This is a genomic window from Cellulomonas sp. P4_H12 (assembly GCF_056400905.1).
Map to the genome: position 1 here is coordinate 19,942 of NZ_JBFUKJ010000012.1, position 18,902 is coordinate 38,843.

Here is an 18,902-nt window from a genome sequence, read left to right on the forward strand (position 1 = left end):
CGACACTCCCACCCGGCGGAGCCGGTCAGACGACACGCCGCTTGAGCTTGCGCCGCTCCCGCTCGGACAGGCCGCCCCAGATGCCGAAGCGCTCGTCGTTCTGCAGCGCGTACTCGAGGCACTCGGAGCGCACGTCGCATCCCGTGCACACCTTCTTGGCCTCACGCGTCGAGCCGCCCTTCTCAGGGAAGAACGCCTCCGGGTCGGTCTGGGCGCACAGAGCGCGCTCCTGCCACCCCATCGGGCCCTCGTCCTCGAGGGCGCCGAAGATCGGCAGCACGTTGGACGCGTGCGTCTGTGCACTCGTCCGTGCGTCCGACGGGAAGATCTCGTCGTTGTCGAGCAGGTTCCACATGCGTGCCTCCGTGCGGTCCTCGTGCTGGTTCTGCTGCTCGTTCAGGGGCTCGGCGTGCGACCCTCCGGGGAGGTGCCGCGAGTGGTGCTCGCTCATGAATCCGTTCTAAGGAATTACACGCGTGTCGTTCGCGTTGGTCAAGCGGAGCCGTGGTAGTTGTCCGATTTTGTCGGGTGAACTTGGCGCAGACGGGTGATCCGGGCGTGTCGATCTACGCTGTGCCGGTGCCCGTGACGACCATCGCCGACCTGCTCGCCCTCCTCACGCGCGAGCCCGGGCGGCCGCGGATCACCTGGTACGGGGACGGCGGGGAGCGCGTCGAGCTCTCTGGGGCCGTGCTGGAGAACTGGGTGAACAAAACCGCGAACCTGCTGGTCGAGGAGTTCGACGCCGGCCCAGGTACGCGGGTGCTGCTGGACCTTCCACCGCATTGGCGGACGGTGGTGTGGGCACTGGCGACCTGGCGCGTCGGCGCTTGCGTGGTGATTGCTGATGGTGGGTCCGTGGACGTCGTGGTCACCGACCGGCCCGAGCTGCATCCGCACGCTGGTCACGACTTGGTTGCCGTCACGCTGCCCGCCCTCGCCCGGCGCTTCGACGGCGTCCTGCCTGTCGGCGCAGTCGACGCGGCGTCGGCCGTCATGACCTATGGGGACGCACTGGGATGGGTTCCGCCGAGCGATCTGACCGCCCCTGCGCTGGTAGGAGCGGGACCCGATCTGCCGCACGCAGTGCTGGTCGGAGTCGCTGCACCCAAGGAGCGGCGCGTGGTCCGGGTCGAGCAGAGCGAAACCCGCTCGCTGCGAGGCGTCCTCGAGCTCGTGGTCGGTGCGTTGCACGGCGACGGGTCGATCGTGCTCGTCGACGATCGAGCCGCCAGCTGGACGCCGGACCGGCTGCGCAGGCTCGCCGAGACCGAAAGGGCCAGCGCAGTCGACACGATCGCGGACTGACGCTCCGCACTGCCTTGGAGAGGCGACGCCCTGTCCTAGGTCGGGATACGGGTGGAATCAGTCCGACCGTGGCGACCGTCATCGAGCCCGTGCAACATCTCAAGCAGGCGCCTACCGCGCGGCGGCTCCACGAGCACGATCGTCGCCGCCCAGTACAGCAGGATCGCGCTCCACGTCAGCGCCCAGACCGGCTCCCGGCGCCAGTGCTCCCTGATCATGACCGCCGTGTTCCGTCCGACCCAGTACAACCGCCACGTCGGATGGTGCGTCGCCCGGATGCGGAGGGGCCCGACACCGTGCCAGCGGGTCGAGCCGAGCGAGTGCGCGAGCAGGACGGTGCGGTCCTGCACGACACGCCACCCGTTCTCCCGGACGCGCAGGCAGAACTCCTGGTCGACGTTGTCGACGAAGAAGTCCTCGCGGAACGGTCCGACGCGCTCGACTACCTCCCGACGGACGAGCATGCCGCTCGTGATGATTGCCGGCAGGTCGGCGAGCTCCGGGCGACCGGACGTCCGTGGGTCGAGGTATCGCTGTTCGTCGAAGTCCCACGGTGCGGGTCCGGCCACGCCGATCGTCGGGTCGTGATCCAGGCGCGCAGCCAGCCGCTCGACGAGGCCGGACGGGATCGCGGAGTCCTGGTCGAGAAGCAGGTAGGCCCCCGCCTMGGGCGCCGAGGCGATGCCGCGGTTCAGCGCGACCGCGAGTCCCAGGTTCGAGTCGTTGCGCAGGACCGTCACCCGGTCGTCAGCCCCGGCCTGCACGTCGAACCCCGCCTCTCCCACGGGCGTGTTGTCGACGACAACGACCCGGTCAGCCTCACGGAGCGCAGCCGCGACGGCCGCACCGACGCGCTCGTCGGGCCGGAAGGCCGTCATGACTGCGACCACTGGTGAGGTCGTCGAGCCCGCGTCGGACTGCTCGCGCGGCGGCGCCGAACACGTCGCCGTGGCATCTCCGAACGCCGCGAACGCGTGCGCGAGCAACGTCCGCGCACCACCGGCGGACCGGGCGCGCGCGGCCGCCGGGAGCTGCGCGACGGCATGCAGCCTCGATGTCACGTGCCAGCCCGCGGCACGCGCCGCCCGCGGCCACCCGCGCTCTAGCGCCTGGCGGCGGGCAAGGGCGTAGTAGCGCCGCTCCCCCTCGAACCGCGACCCGTCGATGGCCGCCGCCTGGGCAGCACTGTGCGAGTGCCGGCGGTACGCGAACGCGAGCGCGGGCTCCACCACGAGCACCGCGTCGGCGAAGACAAGGTCCATGATCAGAGCGACGTCCTGGATCACGCGGAACCCGTCTCGCATTGGCGTGCGCGCGACCGCGTCCCGCCGGAACGCGAGGGACGGCCAGTACAGCCACTCGCCGTGCATCAACCGCGTAGCGAGCTCCTCGCCCTGCAACGCTGTCGCCTCGGCGACGTCCGGACGCAGCATCCGCTTCACGTTGTCGGCGAGCGTGGTTACGGGGGCGCCGGCGTCGTCGATGACGACCACGCCTGGCTGGACAATCGTAGCCTCCGGGAATGCGACGACGACGCGCTTCACGATCTCGACATAGCCGGCCAGCATCACGTCGTCGCACCCCATGAACACGACCCAGCTCTGCGTGGAGAGCTCGAGGCACCGCCGGAAGTTGCCCGTGATGCCGAGGTTGACCTCGTTGCGTTCGTACCGCACCCGCGGATCACCGAGCTCGGCGAACCAGGTGGCGACCGAGGGATCCGGATAGGCGTCATCAACAACCAACAGGCGCCAGTCCGGGTCCGTCTGCGACAGCACGCTGCGCACCGCTTCGTACAGCCGCTGCGGGTCGCCCCAGTACGGGATGAGGATCTCCACGGTCGGTGCGAGGCCGGCATCTTCAGGAGCGTCCACGACGGAGCGGTGTCCTCTCTCGTTGTCAGGCGAGACTCCCTCTCGGCAGGTCCCACGGCGCCCCGGAAGGCGCGCCCATGGTACCGGCCAGCGCGAACCCGCTGTCTCACTGCGCGGGGCACCGGACCGGCCCGACGAAAGACCACATGGTGCACAATCAGTGCCCATGCGCGGAATAATCCTGGCCGGTGGCTCTGGCACCCGACTGCACCCGATCACCCTTGGCGTCAGCAAGCAGCTCGTGCCGGTCTATGACAAGCCGATGATCTACTACCCGCTCTCCACCTTGATCCTCGCGGGCATCAGCGACGTCCTGATCATCACCACCCCGCACGACGCCGAGCAGTTCCACCGGCTGCTCGGTGACGGCTCCCAGTTCGGGATCTCGATCGAGTACACCGTGCAGGAACAGCCGAACGGACTCGCTCAGGCGTTCGTGCTCGGGGGTGACTTCGTGGGCTCGGACTCCGCCGCCCTCATCCTCGGCGACAACATCTTCTACGGCGCCGGCCTCGGCTCCCGTCTGCAGCGCTTCGCCGACGTCGACGGGGCCGCCGTGTTCGCCTACCGCGTCGCGGACCCGACCGCCTATGGCGTCGTCGAGTTCGACGCAGCGGGCCGCGCCCTCTCGCTCGAGGAGAAGCCCGTCGAGCCGAAGTCCAGCTATGCGGTTCCCGGGCTGTACTTCTACGACAACGACGTCGTCGCGATCGCGCGAGACCTTCAGCCCTCACCTCGCGGTGAGTACGAGATCACCGACGTCAACCGCGCCTACCTCGAGCAGGGTCGCCTGCAGGTCGAGGTGCTCCCGCGCGGGACCGCGTGGCTCGACACGGGGACCTTCGACTCGCTCGTCGAGGCGTCCGACTACGTCCGGACGATCGAGCACCGGCAGGGTCTCAAGGTGGGCTCGCCCGAGGAGGTCGCCTGGCGTCGAGGCTTCCTCACGGACGACGAGCTCCGCGTCCGAGCCGAGCGGCTCACCAAGTCCGGCTACGGCACCTACCTTCTCGGCCTGCTCGCGGAAGAGAGACGATGACCGAAGACGACGTACGGCAGCGGCGCAGCACCCGGCCGCTGGAGTCCACCACCGGCACCGACTACACCGAACGCCTCCGCGAGCGCTCGTCGGCGCGCTGGAAGCAGGTGCTCAACGTGCAGGCCCCGTACCAGCGGCACGTCCGGCGCCTCGACCTGGGACGCACGATCGACGTCGGGTGCGGGATCGGGCGCAACCTCAGCGCTCTCGACGAGGGCTCCATCGGGGTGGACCACAATCCATCGTCGATCGACGAAGCGCGCGACCGCGGGTTCGAGGCGTACACCGACGAGGAGTTCTTCGCGAGCACCGAGCTGACCTCCCGGCCGTGGCGGAGCCTGCTGATCGCCCACGTCGCCGAGCACCTGACGCCCGAGGACGCCCGGTCGATCTTTGCCAGCTACGTGGCGCTGCTCCCGTCCGGCGGCCGGGTCGCGTTCATCACACCCCAGGAGCGCGGCCACCGGACCGGCGAGACGCACATCACCTTCATGGACTTCCCGGCGCTGCGTTCCCTCTCGGACGACCTCGGCCTCCGGTTCGTGCGCGCCTACTCGTTCCCGTTGCCGCGGTTCACCGGGACGGTGTTCAACTATAACGAGTTCGTGACGCTCGCCGTCAAGCCGTAACCGGCTGTGGCGGGTGCCGGTCCGCGCGCGCCGCGCCGGTATGCTCGCCCGCGTGGTCAAAGAGGCGTATCGGTTACTGGTCATCGTGCCAGCGTGGAACGAGGAAGAGACGCTTCCCGCCGTGCTCGACGAGCTCGAGGCGCGTCTTCCGCAGGCGGACGTGCTCGTCGTGAACGACGGCTCGTCGGATGCCACCGGCGCGGTGGCACGCCGTGGCCGGACGAACGTGCTCAACCTGCCGATCAACCTCGGCGTGGGTGGCGCGATGCGTGCCGGCTACCGGTTCGCGAGCCGGGAGGGCTACGACGTCGCCGTCCAGCTCGACGCCGACGGTCAGCACGACGCGGCTGATGTCACCCGCGTCGTCGAGGCGCTCGGAGACGACGCCGACATCGTCATCGGGGCCCGCTTCGCCGGCACGGACCACCACTACGCGGTACGAGGGCCCCGCCGATGGGCGATGTCCGTCCTCGCGGTCACGATCTCGCGCGTCGCCGGGACGAAGCTGACCGACACCACCTCCGGGTTCCGCGCGACGGGGCGTCGCGCGATCGAGCTGTTCGCGTCGGACTACCCGTCGGAGTATCTGGGCGACACGGTGGAGTCACTCGTCGTGGCGTGCCGATCGGGCCTCGTCGTCCGCCAGGTCCCCGTCCAGATGCGGCCGCGCGCAGGAGGGGTGCCGTCGCACTCGCCGGCCAAGGCCGCGTTGTTCCTGGGACGCGCCGTCGTCGCGCTCCTGGTGGCTCTGTCGCGTCCGGCGCGGCTGGACCGCCGGATGGCTCGGCCCTCATGACCGGCTACGCGTTCGCGATCTCCGCATGCATCCTGCTCGTCGTCATGCTGGTGGTGCTGCTGCGCACGCGCCGGCTGCGCGAGAAGTACGCGGTCCTGTGGATCGGCGTGGCCGTCGGCATCTGCATCCTCGGCGCCTTCCCGTCGCTCGCACTGACGATCGCGACGCTGGTCGGCGTGAGCACGCCGAGCAACCTCCTGTTCGCGCTGGCACTCCTGGTTCTGCTGCTCGTCTGCGTCCAGCTCAGCGTCGAGGTGACCGGTCTCGAGGAAGAGACCCGCACGCTCGTCGAGGAGGTCGCGCTGCTGCGCTTCGACCTCGAGCGGCACATGGCCGAGCACGCCGACGCCGATCCGACCGGCTCGCCCGTCACCGACCTCACGAGCGTCGCTCTGCCCGCCGACAGCGACCCCGACCTGGGGGCCGAGCAGCGCTGAGGGCAGCGGGGCCGTCGACCCAGCGGCGTCAACCGACCGTCGCGGCCCTCGGGCTTGCTGCGCCGACCCACCGGCGTGGTGGGAACATGCCCACCAGGTGGACTGCGACACCGACCGCGGGACCCACCAGCAGGGCCGTGACGCTGCGGGCGGCCACCGAGCCTGGCAGGAACGCCAGCAGACCGCACGCCACGGCCAGCGCCACGAGCCAGCCGGCCATGTACCACCCGTGCAGGAGGAACGCCTGGCACGTCGCGCCGGTCAGGGTGAGCAGGGCGAGCGCGCCGGCGCCGGCCGTCAGGCCGGCGAGCACCGAGCCGGATATCACGTAGGACGGACCGAGCAGGAAGCCCATCACGGTGGGCCCGATCCAGAATGCGGCGAGCGACGCGACGCCCGCGACCGCGCCCACCGCGCCCAGCAGGGGCAGCACGATCCGTGGACCTCGATCGCGCAGCGTCACCATGCGCGCGATGACGATGCCTTGGTACGCGCTGAGCGGCAGCAGCAGCGGCGCCCGGGTCAGCGAGATGGCGAGAAGCACGGGTGCCGCCAACGCGTACGCCTCGACCGAGGTGGTGAACGTCAGCAGCAGTGGGAACCCGACGACGAGGAACGCGGCGATACCCGATGAGACGGCAGCGGCGCTCGACCGCCTGAGGAACGGACGCAGGGGAAGGTCGGTCCGGGCTCGCGCCGCCCTCCGGGCCGGGGCCGACACCGCGAGGACCACGAGCCAGGCGAACTCGGCGAAAACGAGGGCGATCGCGTAGGACACGACGGTGGCGCCCGCCGCCGTGGCGACCGCGATCCCCGCCAGCCGCACGGCGGACTCGATCGCGATGAGGCCGGAGTAGGCGCGCCAGCGCCCCGCACCACCGAGCGCGCCGAGCACGACCACGTGGACGCTGAACGCGGCGAGCGCCGCGGCGAGGACGAGGGCGAGACGCGGGTCGCGCGGGAAGACCGAGCCGGCCCACAGCGGAGAGGTTGCCGCAACGATCGCGCCGACGGACAGGCCGACCCCGATGCCGAGTGGGAGCACTCGCACGCCCGTCGCGCCCGAACCCTCGCGTGTCGACCGGTCGGTGCGGGAGGCGGTCGTCCCGCGGAGCACCTCGGTCGAGAGGCCCGTCAATGCCCCGATACCCACGAAGAAGACGGACCAGAAGGTGACGAACTCCGTGTTGCGGCTCGTCGGCACCAGGACCCGGGCCGCGATCGTGAGGATCGCGTAGCCCGCCACCGCTCCGAAGAGCGACGCCAGGCCCACGCTGACTGCGCCGATACGGTCGAGCACGCGACCGTCGGTGCGGCCTGCGCCGCTCACCGCCACGGACGGATCGTCGTCAGCTCAGTACCGATGGTTGCCAGCGTCACGCGCCGTCCGCCGTCCCGGCAGCAGACGTCGACCGTCCGGCGACCTCGACCGGACCCCCGGACGCCGGGACGACCTGCGGCTCGACGAGACGCGACTCGGTGGCCGCGGGCACGACGAGCGCCGCCGGTGTCTCGGCGTGCTCCCCCGGCTCCGGCTGTGCCGACTCGAGCTCCTCGGTCGTCGTCACCGCGGCTGCGTCCTCGGTCAGCTCTCGTGTCAGCAGGGCCAGACCGGCGACGAACGCCGCGGAACCGACGAGCCACACGGCCATCGGCCCGACGGGCAGGTCCCACCACCACTCGAGCGAGTTGTTGAGGTTGAGCGAGGGCACGTCGTCGCCGGAGATGTAGCGCCGCATGTTCACGTGCAACGCGACGGCGTTGGCGATCCCGAGCCCGAGCACCACGACCCAACGCTGGATCCCGCCGAGCCTGAACGCGGGTCCGCGCAGCCGGATCGTCGCGGCGACGGCGAGCATCACCAGCAGAGGCAGGATGTAGCGGGGCTGCACCTCGGAGCCCACCGGGGCGTTCCAGGCGAACTGGATGTACGCCGGCACGAACCAGGCAGCGAGCCCGATCATCGCGACGGCGATGCCCTGCCGGGCGCGGATGCCGCCGAGGCCGGCGAACACGACGGCCGCGAAGATCGAGCCGGCGAACACCCACACGAGCGCAGGCACGCCCGTGTCGATCCATCCGAGGCTCCACAGGCCGAAGTCGCCCGCCCACAGGACGGGGACGTCGTTCAGGAGCTTGAGCACGTTCCACAGCGTCAGCTGCTGGTCCGCGCCGGCCTGGTCGACGGCTCCCGCCTGCCCGGTCGTCAGGAACTGCAGGCCCGCGATCACCGCGAGGACGGCCGGGTACCAGAGCCGCACCCAGGCACGGCGGGGCCTGACCGCGATGATGGCCGCCGCCACGATGGCGACGACGGCGTACATCGCCGCGTCGCCGCGGGCCCCCGCACCGACGAGCGTGGCCAGACCCGCCAGGACGCCGAGCACCCACATCCTGCGGCGTTCGTCGGTGCGGACGAAGCCCACCACCGTCGCCAGCAGCGTCGCCGCCGACAGGTAGGCCCAGCTGCTGGGGTTCAGCGACGGGATGAGGAACATGCCGAACGGCACCGCCGCCACCACGCTGCCGACCAGCACCCCGCGACGCAGGCCGACGGGCACGGCCCAGTACACGACGCCGACGAACACGACGAACAGCAACGCATTGAACACCCGCATGACGAGGACCGAGTGGTCGACGTCGGGGCCGACGAACACGTTCATCACGGAGTAGAAGACACGCGGGTACAGCCCGGTCATGTTGCCCCGGACGGTCTCCTCCATCTCGTCCGTGGGGTGACGCAGGGCGTCACCCTGGCAGGCTGCGCTGGCGTCGGCGTGGAACGCGAAGCACGTCGCCTTCAACAACGAGCTCGGGACCTCGCGCGCCAGATCGGTAGATCCTGCCTCGCACACGCCGTCGCGCAACCCGCCGCCGCACCAGGTGCTCACGAGGTGGAAGTCTTCGTCGGGCGTGCCGCCGATCGCGGTCGAGAGCCCCCAGGACAGGAGCGCGATCAGCGCGAGAGCGGCGCCCGCCAGGCGGAGCCAGACACGGGAAGGGAGGCGGGCAGAAAATTGCACGCGACATGTTACCCCGCCTGATCGACCGTCCAGCGCCGCCGAACCCGTGTCACGAGACGGTGCAGACGACGCTTCCCCCGGGCAGGAACCCGACGTTGAGGTAGTCCGACGCCGGGATGTCAGCGGTCGGGAAGGACTTAGCCGCTCGGCGCTAGCGCACCCCGGAATGTCACACCGCTCGCCGTATCTCGTTGACCCGGCGTGTCGCAACCGCGGCGGTCGTGGCACGTGGTCCGCTGGTTGCTCACCACGCCAGGAGGCCGGATGTTGCGCATCGTCGCCGTGGGGCTCGCGCTCGCTTTCGCTGCACCCACGCCCACCCCAGCAGCGCCGGCCGACGTCGCCGACGCCACCGCGATCCACGAGCTCGACCTCACCGGTGTCGCCGACTCCGAGATCGCGGCGCTCCCCGACGCGTCGTCCGTGCYGACCGGCGACGAGCCCCCCTCCGGTGCGCGGCTCGCGCCCGACACACAACCGGAAGCGCAGACCGCTCCCGAACCCGAACCCGACATCCTGACCACGCCGGAGCACACCGCCGACTTCAGCGTGCTCGGCTTCACCTGGGACCATGACTCCGTCGACGTCGTCGTGCGCTATCGCGTGCACGACGACGACGGCTGGGGTGAGTGGAACGCGGTCGGGGAGTCCGACGCGTCGCCCGACCCGAACAGCACCGAGGGGCGCCGGACGCATCGTCGCGGCTCCGACCCCATCGTCGCGATGGGATCCGACGGTCTGCAGGTGTGGGCCGAGTCGGCCACCGGGGACGTCGACGGGCTCACCGCGGTACTCGTTGACCCGGCCACGTCGTCGGAGCTCCCCAGCCCGCAGGCCGCGTCGCGCTCGGTGGCCCGTGCTGACGTGGCGACGTCCGTCATCGCCGCGGCACCCGCCGACCCAGGGATCATCCGGCGGTCCCAGTGGGGCGCCGACGAGTCGCTGCGCTCGTGCGAGCCCGACTACTCCCCCGCCGCGTTCGTCTCCGCGGCCGTGCACCACACCGCGTCGTCGAACGACTACTCACCCGCCGACGTCCCGGGGATCCTCAACGGGATCATGGCGTTCCACACCGCCCCGGAGGCAGACGGCGGGCGCGGCTGGTGCGACATCGGCTACAACTTCCTGGTCGACCGGTTCGGCCGCATCTTCGAGGGTCGCGCCGGAAGTGTGGACACGACCGTGATCGGCGTGCACACCGGCGGCTTCAACTCGCGGACGATCGGCGTCGCGGCGATCGGCAACTACGCGGCGGTCGGGCCGAGCGCCGAGCTGCTCGAGGGGATCAGCCGCGTGATCGCCTGGCGGTTCGCGACGTTCGGCATCCGCGCGGCCGACTCGGTGCAGATGGTCTCTGGGGGTGGTGCCTCGAAGTACCCCGAGGGCACCGTCGTCCTGTTCCCGACCATCTACGGCCACCGCGACGCCCAGCTGACGACCTGCCCGGGTCAGTTCCTCTACGACGCTCTCGGCTCGATCCGGGGACGGGTGTCCGCTCTCGTCGACGCGACCGTCGGCGTCTCACCACGCGGTGCCGTCGACAGCTTCGCCGGCACGACGGCGGGTGTGCGCGTCGCGGGCTGGACGTACGACCGGACGACCGACGCGTCGATCAACGTGCTCGTGGACGTCGACGGCGCGCGGACGACCGCCCGCGCCGGCGGCTCGCGGCCCGACGTCGCGGCCGCGTTCGGCGTCGGCCCCTCGCACGGCTTCGACCTCACGGTGCCCACGGCGAACGGGCGGCACCTGGTGTGCGTCAGCGCGCAGGACGTCGACGGTGGCGTCGACGTCCTGCTCGGGTGCGCGGTCGTCACGACCACGAACAAGGTGCCGTTCGGCGCCGTCGACACGCTGCAGGCGACGGCCACCGGGATCCACGTCGCCGGCTGGACGATCGACCCCGACACGCGCGACCCGATCGACGTGCACGTCTACATCGACGCGGCGGGCTACCCCGTCCGCGCCGACCGCTCGCGGCCGGACGTCGACGCCGCGTTCCACATGGGTGCGGCGCACGGGTTCGACGTCAACCTGCCCGTCGCACAGGGTCCGCACACGGTGTGCATCTACCCGATCAACTCTCCGAGCGGGGCGAACCCACCCCTCGTCTGCCGACAGGTGACCGTGGGGGCCGCCCCGATCGGCGCCCTGGACGTCGCCGTGTCGTCGTCGGGCGCGATCCGCGTCGAAGGCTGGACGCTCGACCCGGACACGACCGACCCGATCCAGGCGCACGTCTACGTCGACGACGTCGGGACGCCGGTCGTCGCCGCAGGCTCACGCCCGGACATCGCCGCAGCGTTCGGGCGCGGCGACAAGCACGGTTACTCGCTCCTCCTCGGCGCGACGTCCGGCAACCACCGGGTCTGCGCCTGGGGCATCGACTCGTCGGGCGGCGCGAACACGCTGCTCGGGTGCCGGACGGTGGGTGTCGTGAACCGGCAACCCGTCGGAGCGCTCGACATCGTGTCACGCAGCGGGAACGACGTGCGGGTCGCCGGTTGGGCAGCCGACCCGGACACCTCGGCGCCGTCGACCGTCCACGTCTGGCTGGACGACGCTCCGCTCGTCGCGCTGACGGCAGCGGGTTCCCGTCCGGACGTCGCCGCCGCGTTCGGCAACGGGGCCGCGCACGGCTTCGACGCCACCGTGCGGGTACCTGCCGGGTCGCACCGCGTGTGCCTCTACGGGATCGACTCGACCGGCGGGGTCAACCCCTTGCTCGGATGCCGATCCGTCTGACCACCGTCAGGAGCGCTCGAGCATCGAGCACGGGACCATGACCGGCCACTGCGCCGGTTCGACCGGGACGGAGATCTCACCGAGGGCACCCTGGACGCACGCTACTCGTGCTGCCTCGACGGCAACCGGCCACGGGGGCGCCGAGGTGAGCTCGAAGTCGCCGACCGCGGTGACGACGCCGACGACGTACCACGCGCCCAGCAAGCCGCCGCAGACCCACCAGGCGATCGCCGCCCGGCGGTCCCGCGCCACGACCGACGCACCCGATACGACCGCGGTGAGGAGCAGGAGAGCTGCCACCACGGTATATCGGGGCATCGCGCCTACGACGAGCTCCGCGCCCGGCACCATGCCCAGCGCTGCGGCGCGATCGGACAACCCGAAGGTGACAGCCACGTACAGAACCACACTCGTTGCTGTGCAGACGGCAGCCAGCGAGCGCTGCGGTCCGCGGAACACGATGCCGCGGGCCGTCAAGGCGAGAACAAGGCAAGTCACGGCCGCGAAGCCCACGGTGACTGGGTACACCGCTGAGGCCAGGTCGCTCCCGCTGAAAGCGCCGAACACGACTCGGCCGATATATGAACGCCCCATCTCGAGCGGCGTGAGGTCGCCGTGCGCCGCGCGCTGCGCGCGAGCTCCGAGCACGACGATGAACTGGATCGCCGAGGCGAGGAGGCCGACGCCGAGTGCGATCAGCTCGGCCGTCGTCCGGCGCCGCAGGGCCCGGACCACGAGGATCGGGAGGACTACCGCAGCCGCGAGTGGGTCGCAAAGCACCGCCAGGGCCATCACGGCGCAGCGCACGACCGCACCACGGCGTGTCGGCGGCGACCACATCGCGCAGAGTACTGCGGCCCAGTCGAGGAACCAGTGCAAGTTTGCAAGGTTGTCCAAGGTCTCGAGCTGCGCGACTGGCATGATCAGTGCGGCGATAGCGAGCACGTAGCGCCACCCCGCGGATGGGATGTGCTCCCGGGTCGCGTACCACGCGACGACCACCAGGGCGACACGGATCGCCGCACTGGCGAGCGCGATAGCTGCGGCCCACGACGTCGGCGGCAGCGCAACGACAACCTCTGCCACGAGCCTGGGAACGACGTGGGCGTAGCCCGCATAGGGGGAGAGGACGTTGTGCCAAGGCGAATCCAGAATGGCCGCCTGCAGGAAGATCGGACCGTCCTCCGCCCATACGCGACGCATGGGTGAGGGCGTCGAGCGCCACAGCACCAGCGCGGCAAGACCGGCCGTCGCGAGCACAAGGAGAGCTACGCGATGCCGCGCCCCGACGCGATCCGATGATGCATCCGCGTCCTCGGCCGTCACAGCGGCGTCGTGGTCGATCGCGGTCACATCGTTCCCATCGGTTCGTCGGAATGCCTCCTGTAGGTCGGCGAAGGCGGCCTTACCTTACCCGCAGCCTTCGCACCACCGGTCCGCACGCGGAAGCACCGAGAGATCGCACCGGCCCGGCACCGGCGTCTGCGACTCCACCTGGCGTGTCGGACCCACGCGCGTCCCCGTGGGATAACGTGCCCCTGCCCACGATGCCGACCCGGAGGACGACACAGCATGTTGAAGCGGCTGGTCTCGATCTCGACCGCCCTGGCGGTCGTCGCCGCCGCTCTCGTCGGGTCCGCCGCTTCCGCGACCGCCGCGGACAACTCCCTGTTCGATCCGGGCCTCATCATCAGCGACGCCGTGTTCTACAACTCGACGACGATGTCGCCGTCCGACATCCAGGCGTTCCTGAGCACCCAGGGGGCGGGCTGCGTGCCGGCGTCGGACGGGACTCCGTGCCTCAAGGACTTCACAGTGACGTCGCCGACGCGGACCTCTACCTACTGCCAGCCCTACCAGGGTGCTGCGAACGAGCCGGCCGCGCAGGTCATCTACAAGGTTGCGCAGGCGTGCGGGATCAACCCCCGGGTGCTCCTGGTGACGATGCAGAAGGAGCAGACGCTCGTGAACCGGCGCACGGCCGGGTCGGCGGCGGTCTATGCCAAGGCGATGGGCTTCGCCTGTCCCGACACCGCACCGTGCGACCCCGCGTCGGGCGGGTTCGCCGTGCAGGTGTACCTCGCGGCGAACCAGTTCCAGAAGTACCGGGCTCTGCCCAAGTCGTACAGGTTCCAGCCGAACGCCACGAACCTCATCCCCTACCACCCGACCGACCCGTTCGCGACGAACCCCGGCGGGTGCGGGGGCTCCCAGGTCACCATCCGCAGCCAGGCGACCGCAGGTCTGTACAACTACACGCCGTATCAGCCGAACGCCGCCGCGCTCGCCGCGGGTGCGGGGCTCGGCGACGTGTGCTCGACGTACGGGAACCGCAACTTCTGGCGGTTCTTCGTCGACTGGTTCGGCTCACCGGTGCAGCAGGCACCGGTCGGCGCTGCTGACTTCGTCCGCGGAGGTAACAACGTCATCGCTCTCGCCGGCTGGGCGTTCGACCCCGACACGACGGCATCCATCCAGGTCCACGTGTACGTGGACGGTGTGGGGACCCCCCTCGTCGCCGCCGGATCACGCCCCGACGTGGGCGCCGCCTACCGCCACGGCGACGCGCACGGTTTCGACGTGTCGCTGCCCGCGTCGGCGGGCACGCACAACGTCTGCCTGTACGCGATCGACGGCACCGGCGGCCCGACCAACACCACGCTCGGCTGCTGGACGGTGACGGTGGCCAACCCGCAGCCGATCGGCAACCTCGAGACGCTCACGACGTCGGTCGGGCAGATCTCGCTCGCCGGCTGGACTCTGGACCCCGACACCAACGCCCCGATCGAGGCGCACGTGTACGTCGACGGAGTCGGCACGCCGCTGGTCGCCTCCGGATCACGTCCGGACGTCGACGCGGCGTTCGGGCGCGGCAGCGCTCACGGCTATGCCGCGGTGCTCCCGGCCGCTGCCGGCCCGCACTCGGTGTGCGTGTACGCGATCAACACCCCGTCGGGCCCGAACACCACGCTCGGGTGCAGCACGGTGACCGTTCCCGCACCCGTGTCGAGCGCGCCGATCGGCACCCGCGACGCCGTCCAGGCCACGAGCTCCGGCGTCCGTGTCGCCGGTTGGGCGCTCGACCCCGACACCACGGCGTCGATCCAGGTCCACATCTACGTCGACGGGGTCGGCACGCCGATCGTCGCCAACAAGTCGCGTCCGGACGTCGCAGCGGCGTACGGCAAGGGCGACGCCCACGGCTTCGACGTGCAGCTCGCGGCGAGCAACGGCTCGCACTCCGTCTGCCTCTACGCGATCGACGCCAACGGCGGGCCGAACACGGCGCTCGGCTGCTCGACCGTCACCGTCACCAACGCGACCCCCATCGGCAACCTGGAGTCTGTCTCGACGTCGGCCGGGCAGGTGGTCTTCGCGGGCTGGGCGCTCGACCCGGATACCTCCGACCCGATCCAGGTGCACGCCTACGTGGACGGCGTCGGCACACCGCTCGTGGCCGCGCAGTCGCGGGCCGACGTCGCCGCCGCCTTCGGGAAGGGCGACGCCCACGGCTTCTCCTCGGCGGTCTCGGCGAGGGCCGGCAGCCACCAGTTCTGCGTCTACGCGATCAACGTGCCCTCCGGGGCCAACCTCACCCTGGGCTGCAGCACCGTCGTCGTCCCCTGAGTCGTCAGGACGTCGCGGACTCGGGTGGGAGGACCGGAGCCTCAGCCGACCTCGCAGAGGTGGGCGGCGGCCGGCGGCACGTTGAGCACCAGCTCGGCGGCCACAGGCAGGTCCGCCGTCACGAACAGCGGGACACCTGCCGGCAGCGCGAAGTGCCGGACCTCGGACTGGACGCCGTCCATCGACACCACGACGTCCACCGACGTGGCCACCGCGGTGTCGAAGCGGAACGCGATCGGCCGACCCGTCGAGGGCGCGGTGACGCGCGCGCTGGTGACTCCGCGCCAGGCCGTCCAGCACGTCTCGCCCGTGCCGGTGCCGGCCGGGATCACGTCGGTCGAGCGCACGTCGGTCGCCGGGGTCACCGAGATCCCCTCGGGCACCTGAGGTCCCACCGCGACGTCGAGGTTCCGTAGCGCCGTCGCGGTGCCCACGGCTGTCGACGACGTGCCGAGTCCGTCGTCGACGAGGCGCCGGAGCGCCTCGACCGTGAGGTCCGGGTTGAGATACGGGTCCGGCTGGTCGAGAAGGTGCTCACCCCCCTCGACCGCGAGCTCCGCAGCCGACTCGACGAGCGCACGCGAGCTGGCCTCGCGGGCTGCCTCCGCGCGCGCTCGGTCGACGAGCAGCGCCACGTTGTGAGCCCCCACCGCCACCATGAGCACCGCGATCGTGCCCGCGATCCACGGCTTCGACGGGGCGAGCGAGAGCACCACCATCGCCATCGGCAGCGCGAGGGCGACGACGACGTAGACGTAGCGCGAGGCGGTCAGGTCGCTGCGACCGACCGCGGTCAGCACGGCGAACACCACCGCGCCGACGAGACCGCCCAGCGGCGCGGCGGCCAGCCGGCCGCGATCGGTGCCACGGACCGCCCACAGGCCGACGACGAGTGCACACACCCCGAGCACGAGCAGAGCCAGCTCGACCAGGCGGACCGGCCCGCCAGTCACGGCCGTCGCCTGGGAGATGATGCCGGACCCGAGCTCGTGCGCCTTCTCCGTCCATGACCGGGCCGGCATGGGGGGCGAGCCGTTGACGGTGCCGATGAGCCGGTACCAGATAGCGAAGACCACGCCCGGGATACCACCGACGGCGAGCGCGCGCACCCAGCTGCGGCTGCGCAGCAGGACCGCCACCGCCGCCGACGCGACCATGGGGACACCCACGCCCGAGCACATCAGCGCGCCGACCAGGAGAACGACCGGTCCCGTGTCTCGCCAGGAGAGGCGTTGGGGGTGATCGCCGACCAGGATGGCCAGCCAGCCGAGCAGGAGAGCACCCACGAACCCGATCTGGAATGCCCAGAGAAGGTTCTCCGCACCCGCGCCCAGGAGGGAGAAGACGGCCGCACCGATCGTCGCGAAGAGCGGTGCCGCACCGGCACGGACGCAGATGCGCCAGAGCACGTGCGCCAGCGCGAGGTGGCACAGCAGGAGAGCGATCAGGTACGGCCAGTACGACGAGAGGCCGACGACGTCTCGGAGTCCGGTCATCACGATGATCGGGAGCGTGGACCAGTGCTCGTTGTGAGGGCGCCAGATGCTCAGTGTCGCGCCGGGTCCCAACCCGCGGTTGGTGAAGAACTCCCACTCGTCCCCGAAGAACCACTGATGACGGCCGAGCACGAGGAGGAGCACGCCCGCGCCCGCGAGGAGTGCGAGGTGGATCCACCACCACCGTCGCGGGATGCTCACCCGAGTGCGCCGAGCGTGGCCTCGTCGGCGGCGTCTGGCTGCGCCGACGGTCTCGGGTCTCGTCCGGTCGAGACGAGGACTGCGACGAACGCCAGCAGCGAGAGGACCAGCACAGCCGAGGCGGAGACGAGCACCGGCGTCCCGGGAGTCACCGGGGCACCCGCGGCCGGGAGCTGCGGCAGGAGCACGGCTACGGTCAACGCCACCTGGGCGATCACGACCAGGAGCGCGAACCTCACCGACAGAGCACAGCCCGCGCACGCGAGCGCCATCGCGCCGAGCAGGACGAACGCGAACGTGCCCTGGTGGAGGTACGTCGTGCCTGGACCGAACATGACTATGCACCAGAAGAGAAGACCACCGCCGAGCACCACGGCCAGCGCCGTCCCGGCGCGCCGGTCAGCGATGTCACCGCGCCGGGGGAACGCCCACCCCACGGCTAGGAGCAGCAGCAGTCCGAGCGCGGGGAGCAGCGAGTAGAACGTCTCGGAACGCCAGAAGCTCAGCCACGAGCCGTCCCACGCGTCGGCGTTCTGGATCGCGGCGGCGCGATCCCAGCCGTGGCCGAGCAATCGCGAGAGGTTCCCGACCTTGTTCTCGATCGCGCCTGAGAGGCCGACCGCCTGGTACTGGTCCAGCACCGCCCGCACCGGCGATCGCGGGTCGACGGGTTGCACGTCTGCCAGCATCCACTTCAGCAGCCGGTCGCCGGGCGGGTCGACGAGTCGCTGGTAGGCGAACCACGGAAGGACCACGCACGCGAACGCGGCCAGGGCCGACCCGAGCGACAGCGCCGGTCTCGGCGCCCGGAAGGCCTGCCAGGCGCCGATGACCGCCACTGGCACGAGAGCGAACACCGCACCGCCGTGCGAGAGGTACGCCAGGGCGGCCAGCACAGCCGCGAGTGCGTAGTGCAGGGCCGGCCGACGTCCTGGCCGGCGGAGCACCACCGCCAGGGCCAGCAGGACGAACCCGGCGGCGAGAAGCTTGGGCCACACGTAGAACGTGTTCAGCACGACGACGCTCGTCGCCGCGGCGGCACCGATCGCCACAGAGCTGGTGACGCGGCGCACCGCGAGAACCTCCAGGACTGCCCATGCGCCGAGGATCCAGGACGCCTGCAGGAGGGTGCCGAGAACCTGGTAGTCGAGCATCGCCCCGACGTCGTCCCTGTGCACGAGCGTCTGCGCGAGCGTGATCGCGGTCTGCAGGGGCGGGCGGTCGCTCGACAACCAGCCCGAGACGGGCGGCGGCAGGGTCTGGTGACCCGACGACTCGACGTGGCGGGCGAAGAGGAAGGGGAGCACGTTGTCGGGCGGCAGGCGCCACGAGAAGCGGGTCGCGGCGGTGTCGGCCGGCAGGCCGGCACCGCCGCGCAGGAACCCTAGCCCGACCACTGCGAGCGCGTACGACAGCATCAGGGCGACAGGTGCGGCGACCGCGTGCAGCGCCCGGGCGAGGACGGGGCTCCGCCGCCAGGCAGCCACGCCGATCGCCACCAGCACGCCCAGCGCCAGCAGCCGGGAGGACCACGCTCCGACCGTCGGTGAGCACCACCAGACCACTCCGACGGTCAGGTAGGCGACGCCCACGACCGCCATCGCTCCGGCAAGCACGAGGGCGCGCGACCGAGAGCGCTGGGCGAAGACGGTCGCGCCGGCCACGACGGCGACAGCGAGCAGCACGCTGTGCCACGCCCACGAGGTCAGCACCAGGCGCACGCCGCC

14 protein-coding genes are annotated in these 18,902 nt (G+C 71.0%); 7 read left to right on the forward strand and 7 right to left on the reverse strand.

Features of this window, described 5'->3' with window-relative positions; genetic code table 11:
* Positions 1-25 precede the first annotated feature (25 nt).
* Positions 26-355 carry a WhiB family transcriptional regulator gene (locus AC1DQC_RS08400; RefSeq protein WP_456845073.1) on the reverse strand — a complete coding sequence of 110 codons (330 nt, stop codon included), beginning with the start codon at positions 353-355 and terminating at the stop codon, positions 26-28.
* Positions 356-579: 224 nt separating this feature from the next.
* Here AC1DQC_RS08400 and AC1DQC_RS08405 point away from each other — a divergent pair, with 224 nt between their 5' ends.
* Complete coding sequence (locus AC1DQC_RS08405; protein WP_477050773.1) at positions 580-1,308, forward strand: TIGR03089 family protein; 729 nt, start codon at positions 580-582, stop codon at positions 1,306-1,308.
* A 35-nt stretch (positions 1,309-1,343) separates the two neighbouring features.
* Here the strand turns inward: AC1DQC_RS08405 and AC1DQC_RS08410 are convergent, their stop codons facing one another.
* Positions 1,344-3,182, reverse strand: coding sequence for a glycosyltransferase family 2 protein (locus AC1DQC_RS08410; protein ID WP_477050774.1), 1,839 nt, complete (start codon positions 3,180-3,182; stop codon positions 1,344-1,346).
* 166 nt (positions 3,183-3,348) lie between these two features.
* Here AC1DQC_RS08410 and rfbA point away from each other — a divergent pair, with 166 nt between their 5' ends.
* The 4 genes from rfbA to AC1DQC_RS08430 are packed head-to-tail and all read left to right on the forward strand — an operon-like array spanning position 3,349 to position 6,083.
* Positions 3,349-4,221 carry a glucose-1-phosphate thymidylyltransferase RfbA gene (gene rfbA / locus AC1DQC_RS08415; RefSeq protein ID WP_477050775.1) on the forward strand — a complete coding sequence of 291 codons (873 nt, stop codon included), beginning with the start codon at positions 3,349-3,351 and terminating at the stop codon, positions 4,219-4,221.
* A complete protein-coding gene (locus AC1DQC_RS08420; protein ID WP_477050776.1) occupies positions 4,218-4,850 on the forward strand; it encodes a class I SAM-dependent methyltransferase in 633 nt (210 codons plus the stop codon). Before rfbA ends, AC1DQC_RS08420 begins: the two co-directional genes overlap by 4 nt.
* A 40-nt stretch (positions 4,851-4,890) precedes the next feature.
* Positions 4,891-5,646 carry a glycosyltransferase family 2 protein gene (locus tag AC1DQC_RS08425; RefSeq protein WP_477050850.1) on the forward strand — a complete coding sequence of 252 codons (756 nt, stop codon included), beginning with the start codon at positions 4,891-4,893 and terminating at the stop codon, positions 5,644-5,646.
* Positions 5,643-6,083, forward strand: a complete 441-nt coding sequence (locus AC1DQC_RS08430) for a DUF2304 domain-containing protein (protein WP_477050777.1) — start codon at positions 5,643-5,645, stop codon at positions 6,081-6,083. The genes AC1DQC_RS08425 and AC1DQC_RS08430 overlap by 4 nt, the downstream gene beginning before the upstream one ends.
* A gap of 28 nt (positions 6,084-6,111) precedes the next feature.
* Here the strand turns inward: AC1DQC_RS08430 and AC1DQC_RS08435 are convergent, their stop codons facing one another.
* Together AC1DQC_RS08435 and AC1DQC_RS08440 are read right to left on the reverse strand one after the other, a co-directional pair.
* Positions 6,112-7,419 (reverse strand): hypothetical protein, encoded by a 1,308-nt coding sequence (locus tag AC1DQC_RS08435; protein ID WP_477050778.1) that lies wholly within the window; start codon positions 7,417-7,419, stop codon positions 6,112-6,114.
* Between the two features lie 40 nt (positions 7,420-7,459).
* Positions 7,460-9,106, reverse strand: a complete 1,647-nt coding sequence (locus tag AC1DQC_RS08440) for a DUF2142 domain-containing protein (RefSeq protein ID WP_477050779.1) — start codon at positions 9,104-9,106, stop codon at positions 7,460-7,462.
* Between the two features lie 264 nt (positions 9,107-9,370).
* On the opposite strand from AC1DQC_RS08440, the gene AC1DQC_RS08445 reads away from it, so the two are divergent.
* Complete coding sequence (locus AC1DQC_RS08445; protein ID WP_477050780.1) at positions 9,371-11,851, forward strand: N-acetylmuramoyl-L-alanine amidase; 2,481 nt, start codon at positions 9,371-9,373, stop codon at positions 11,849-11,851.
* A 6-nt stretch (positions 11,852-11,857) separates the two neighbouring features.
* Here AC1DQC_RS08445 and AC1DQC_RS08450 read toward each other — a convergent pair whose 3' ends face one another.
* Complete coding sequence (locus tag AC1DQC_RS08450; RefSeq protein WP_477050781.1) at positions 11,858-13,204, reverse strand: hypothetical protein; 1,347 nt, start codon at positions 13,202-13,204, stop codon at positions 11,858-11,860.
* A 219-nt stretch (positions 13,205-13,423) separates the two neighbouring features.
* Between AC1DQC_RS08450 and AC1DQC_RS08455 the strand changes: the two genes are divergently transcribed.
* Positions 13,424-15,478 carry a hypothetical protein gene (locus AC1DQC_RS08455; protein ID WP_477050782.1) on the forward strand — a complete coding sequence of 685 codons (2,055 nt, stop codon included), beginning with the start codon at positions 13,424-13,426 and terminating at the stop codon, positions 15,476-15,478.
* A gap of 41 nt (positions 15,479-15,519) precedes the next feature.
* Here the strand turns inward: AC1DQC_RS08455 and AC1DQC_RS08460 are convergent, their stop codons facing one another.
* Together AC1DQC_RS08460 and AC1DQC_RS08465 are read right to left on the reverse strand one after the other, a co-directional pair.
* Complete coding sequence (locus AC1DQC_RS08460; RefSeq protein ID WP_477050783.1) at positions 15,520-17,175, reverse strand: hypothetical protein; 1,656 nt, start codon at positions 17,173-17,175, stop codon at positions 15,520-15,522.
* A complete protein-coding gene (locus tag AC1DQC_RS08465) occupies positions 17,172-18,896 on the reverse strand; it encodes a hypothetical protein (protein WP_477050784.1) in 1,725 nt (574 codons plus the stop codon). Before AC1DQC_RS08465 ends, AC1DQC_RS08460 begins: the two co-directional genes overlap by 4 nt.
* Positions 18,897-18,902 lie beyond the last annotated feature (6 nt).

What these genes read in the sequence shown, in the direction of transcription:
- AC1DQC_RS08400 (WP_456845073.1), bottom strand. Translation starts at nt 355, where the DNA reads ATGTGGAACCTGCTCGACAACGACGAGATCTTCCCGTCGGACGCACGG.
- rfbA (WP_477050775.1), top strand. Translation starts at nt 3,349, where the DNA reads ATGCGCGGAATAATCCTGGCCGGTGGCTCTGGCACCCGACTGCACCCG.
- AC1DQC_RS08420 (WP_477050776.1), top strand. Translation starts at nt 4,218, where the DNA reads ATGACCGAAGACGACGTACGGCAGCGGCGCAGCACCCGGCCGCTGGAG.
- AC1DQC_RS08425 (WP_477050850.1), top strand. Translation starts at nt 4,891, where the DNA reads ATGCTCGCCCGCGTGGTCAAAGAGGCGTATCGGTTACTGGTCATCGTG.
- AC1DQC_RS08430 (WP_477050777.1), top strand. Translation starts at nt 5,643, where the DNA reads ATGACCGGCTACGCGTTCGCGATCTCCGCATGCATCCTGCTCGTCGTC.
- AC1DQC_RS08455 (WP_477050782.1), top strand. Translation starts at nt 13,424, where the DNA reads ATGTTGAAGCGGCTGGTCTCGATCTCGACCGCCCTGGCGGTCGTCGCC.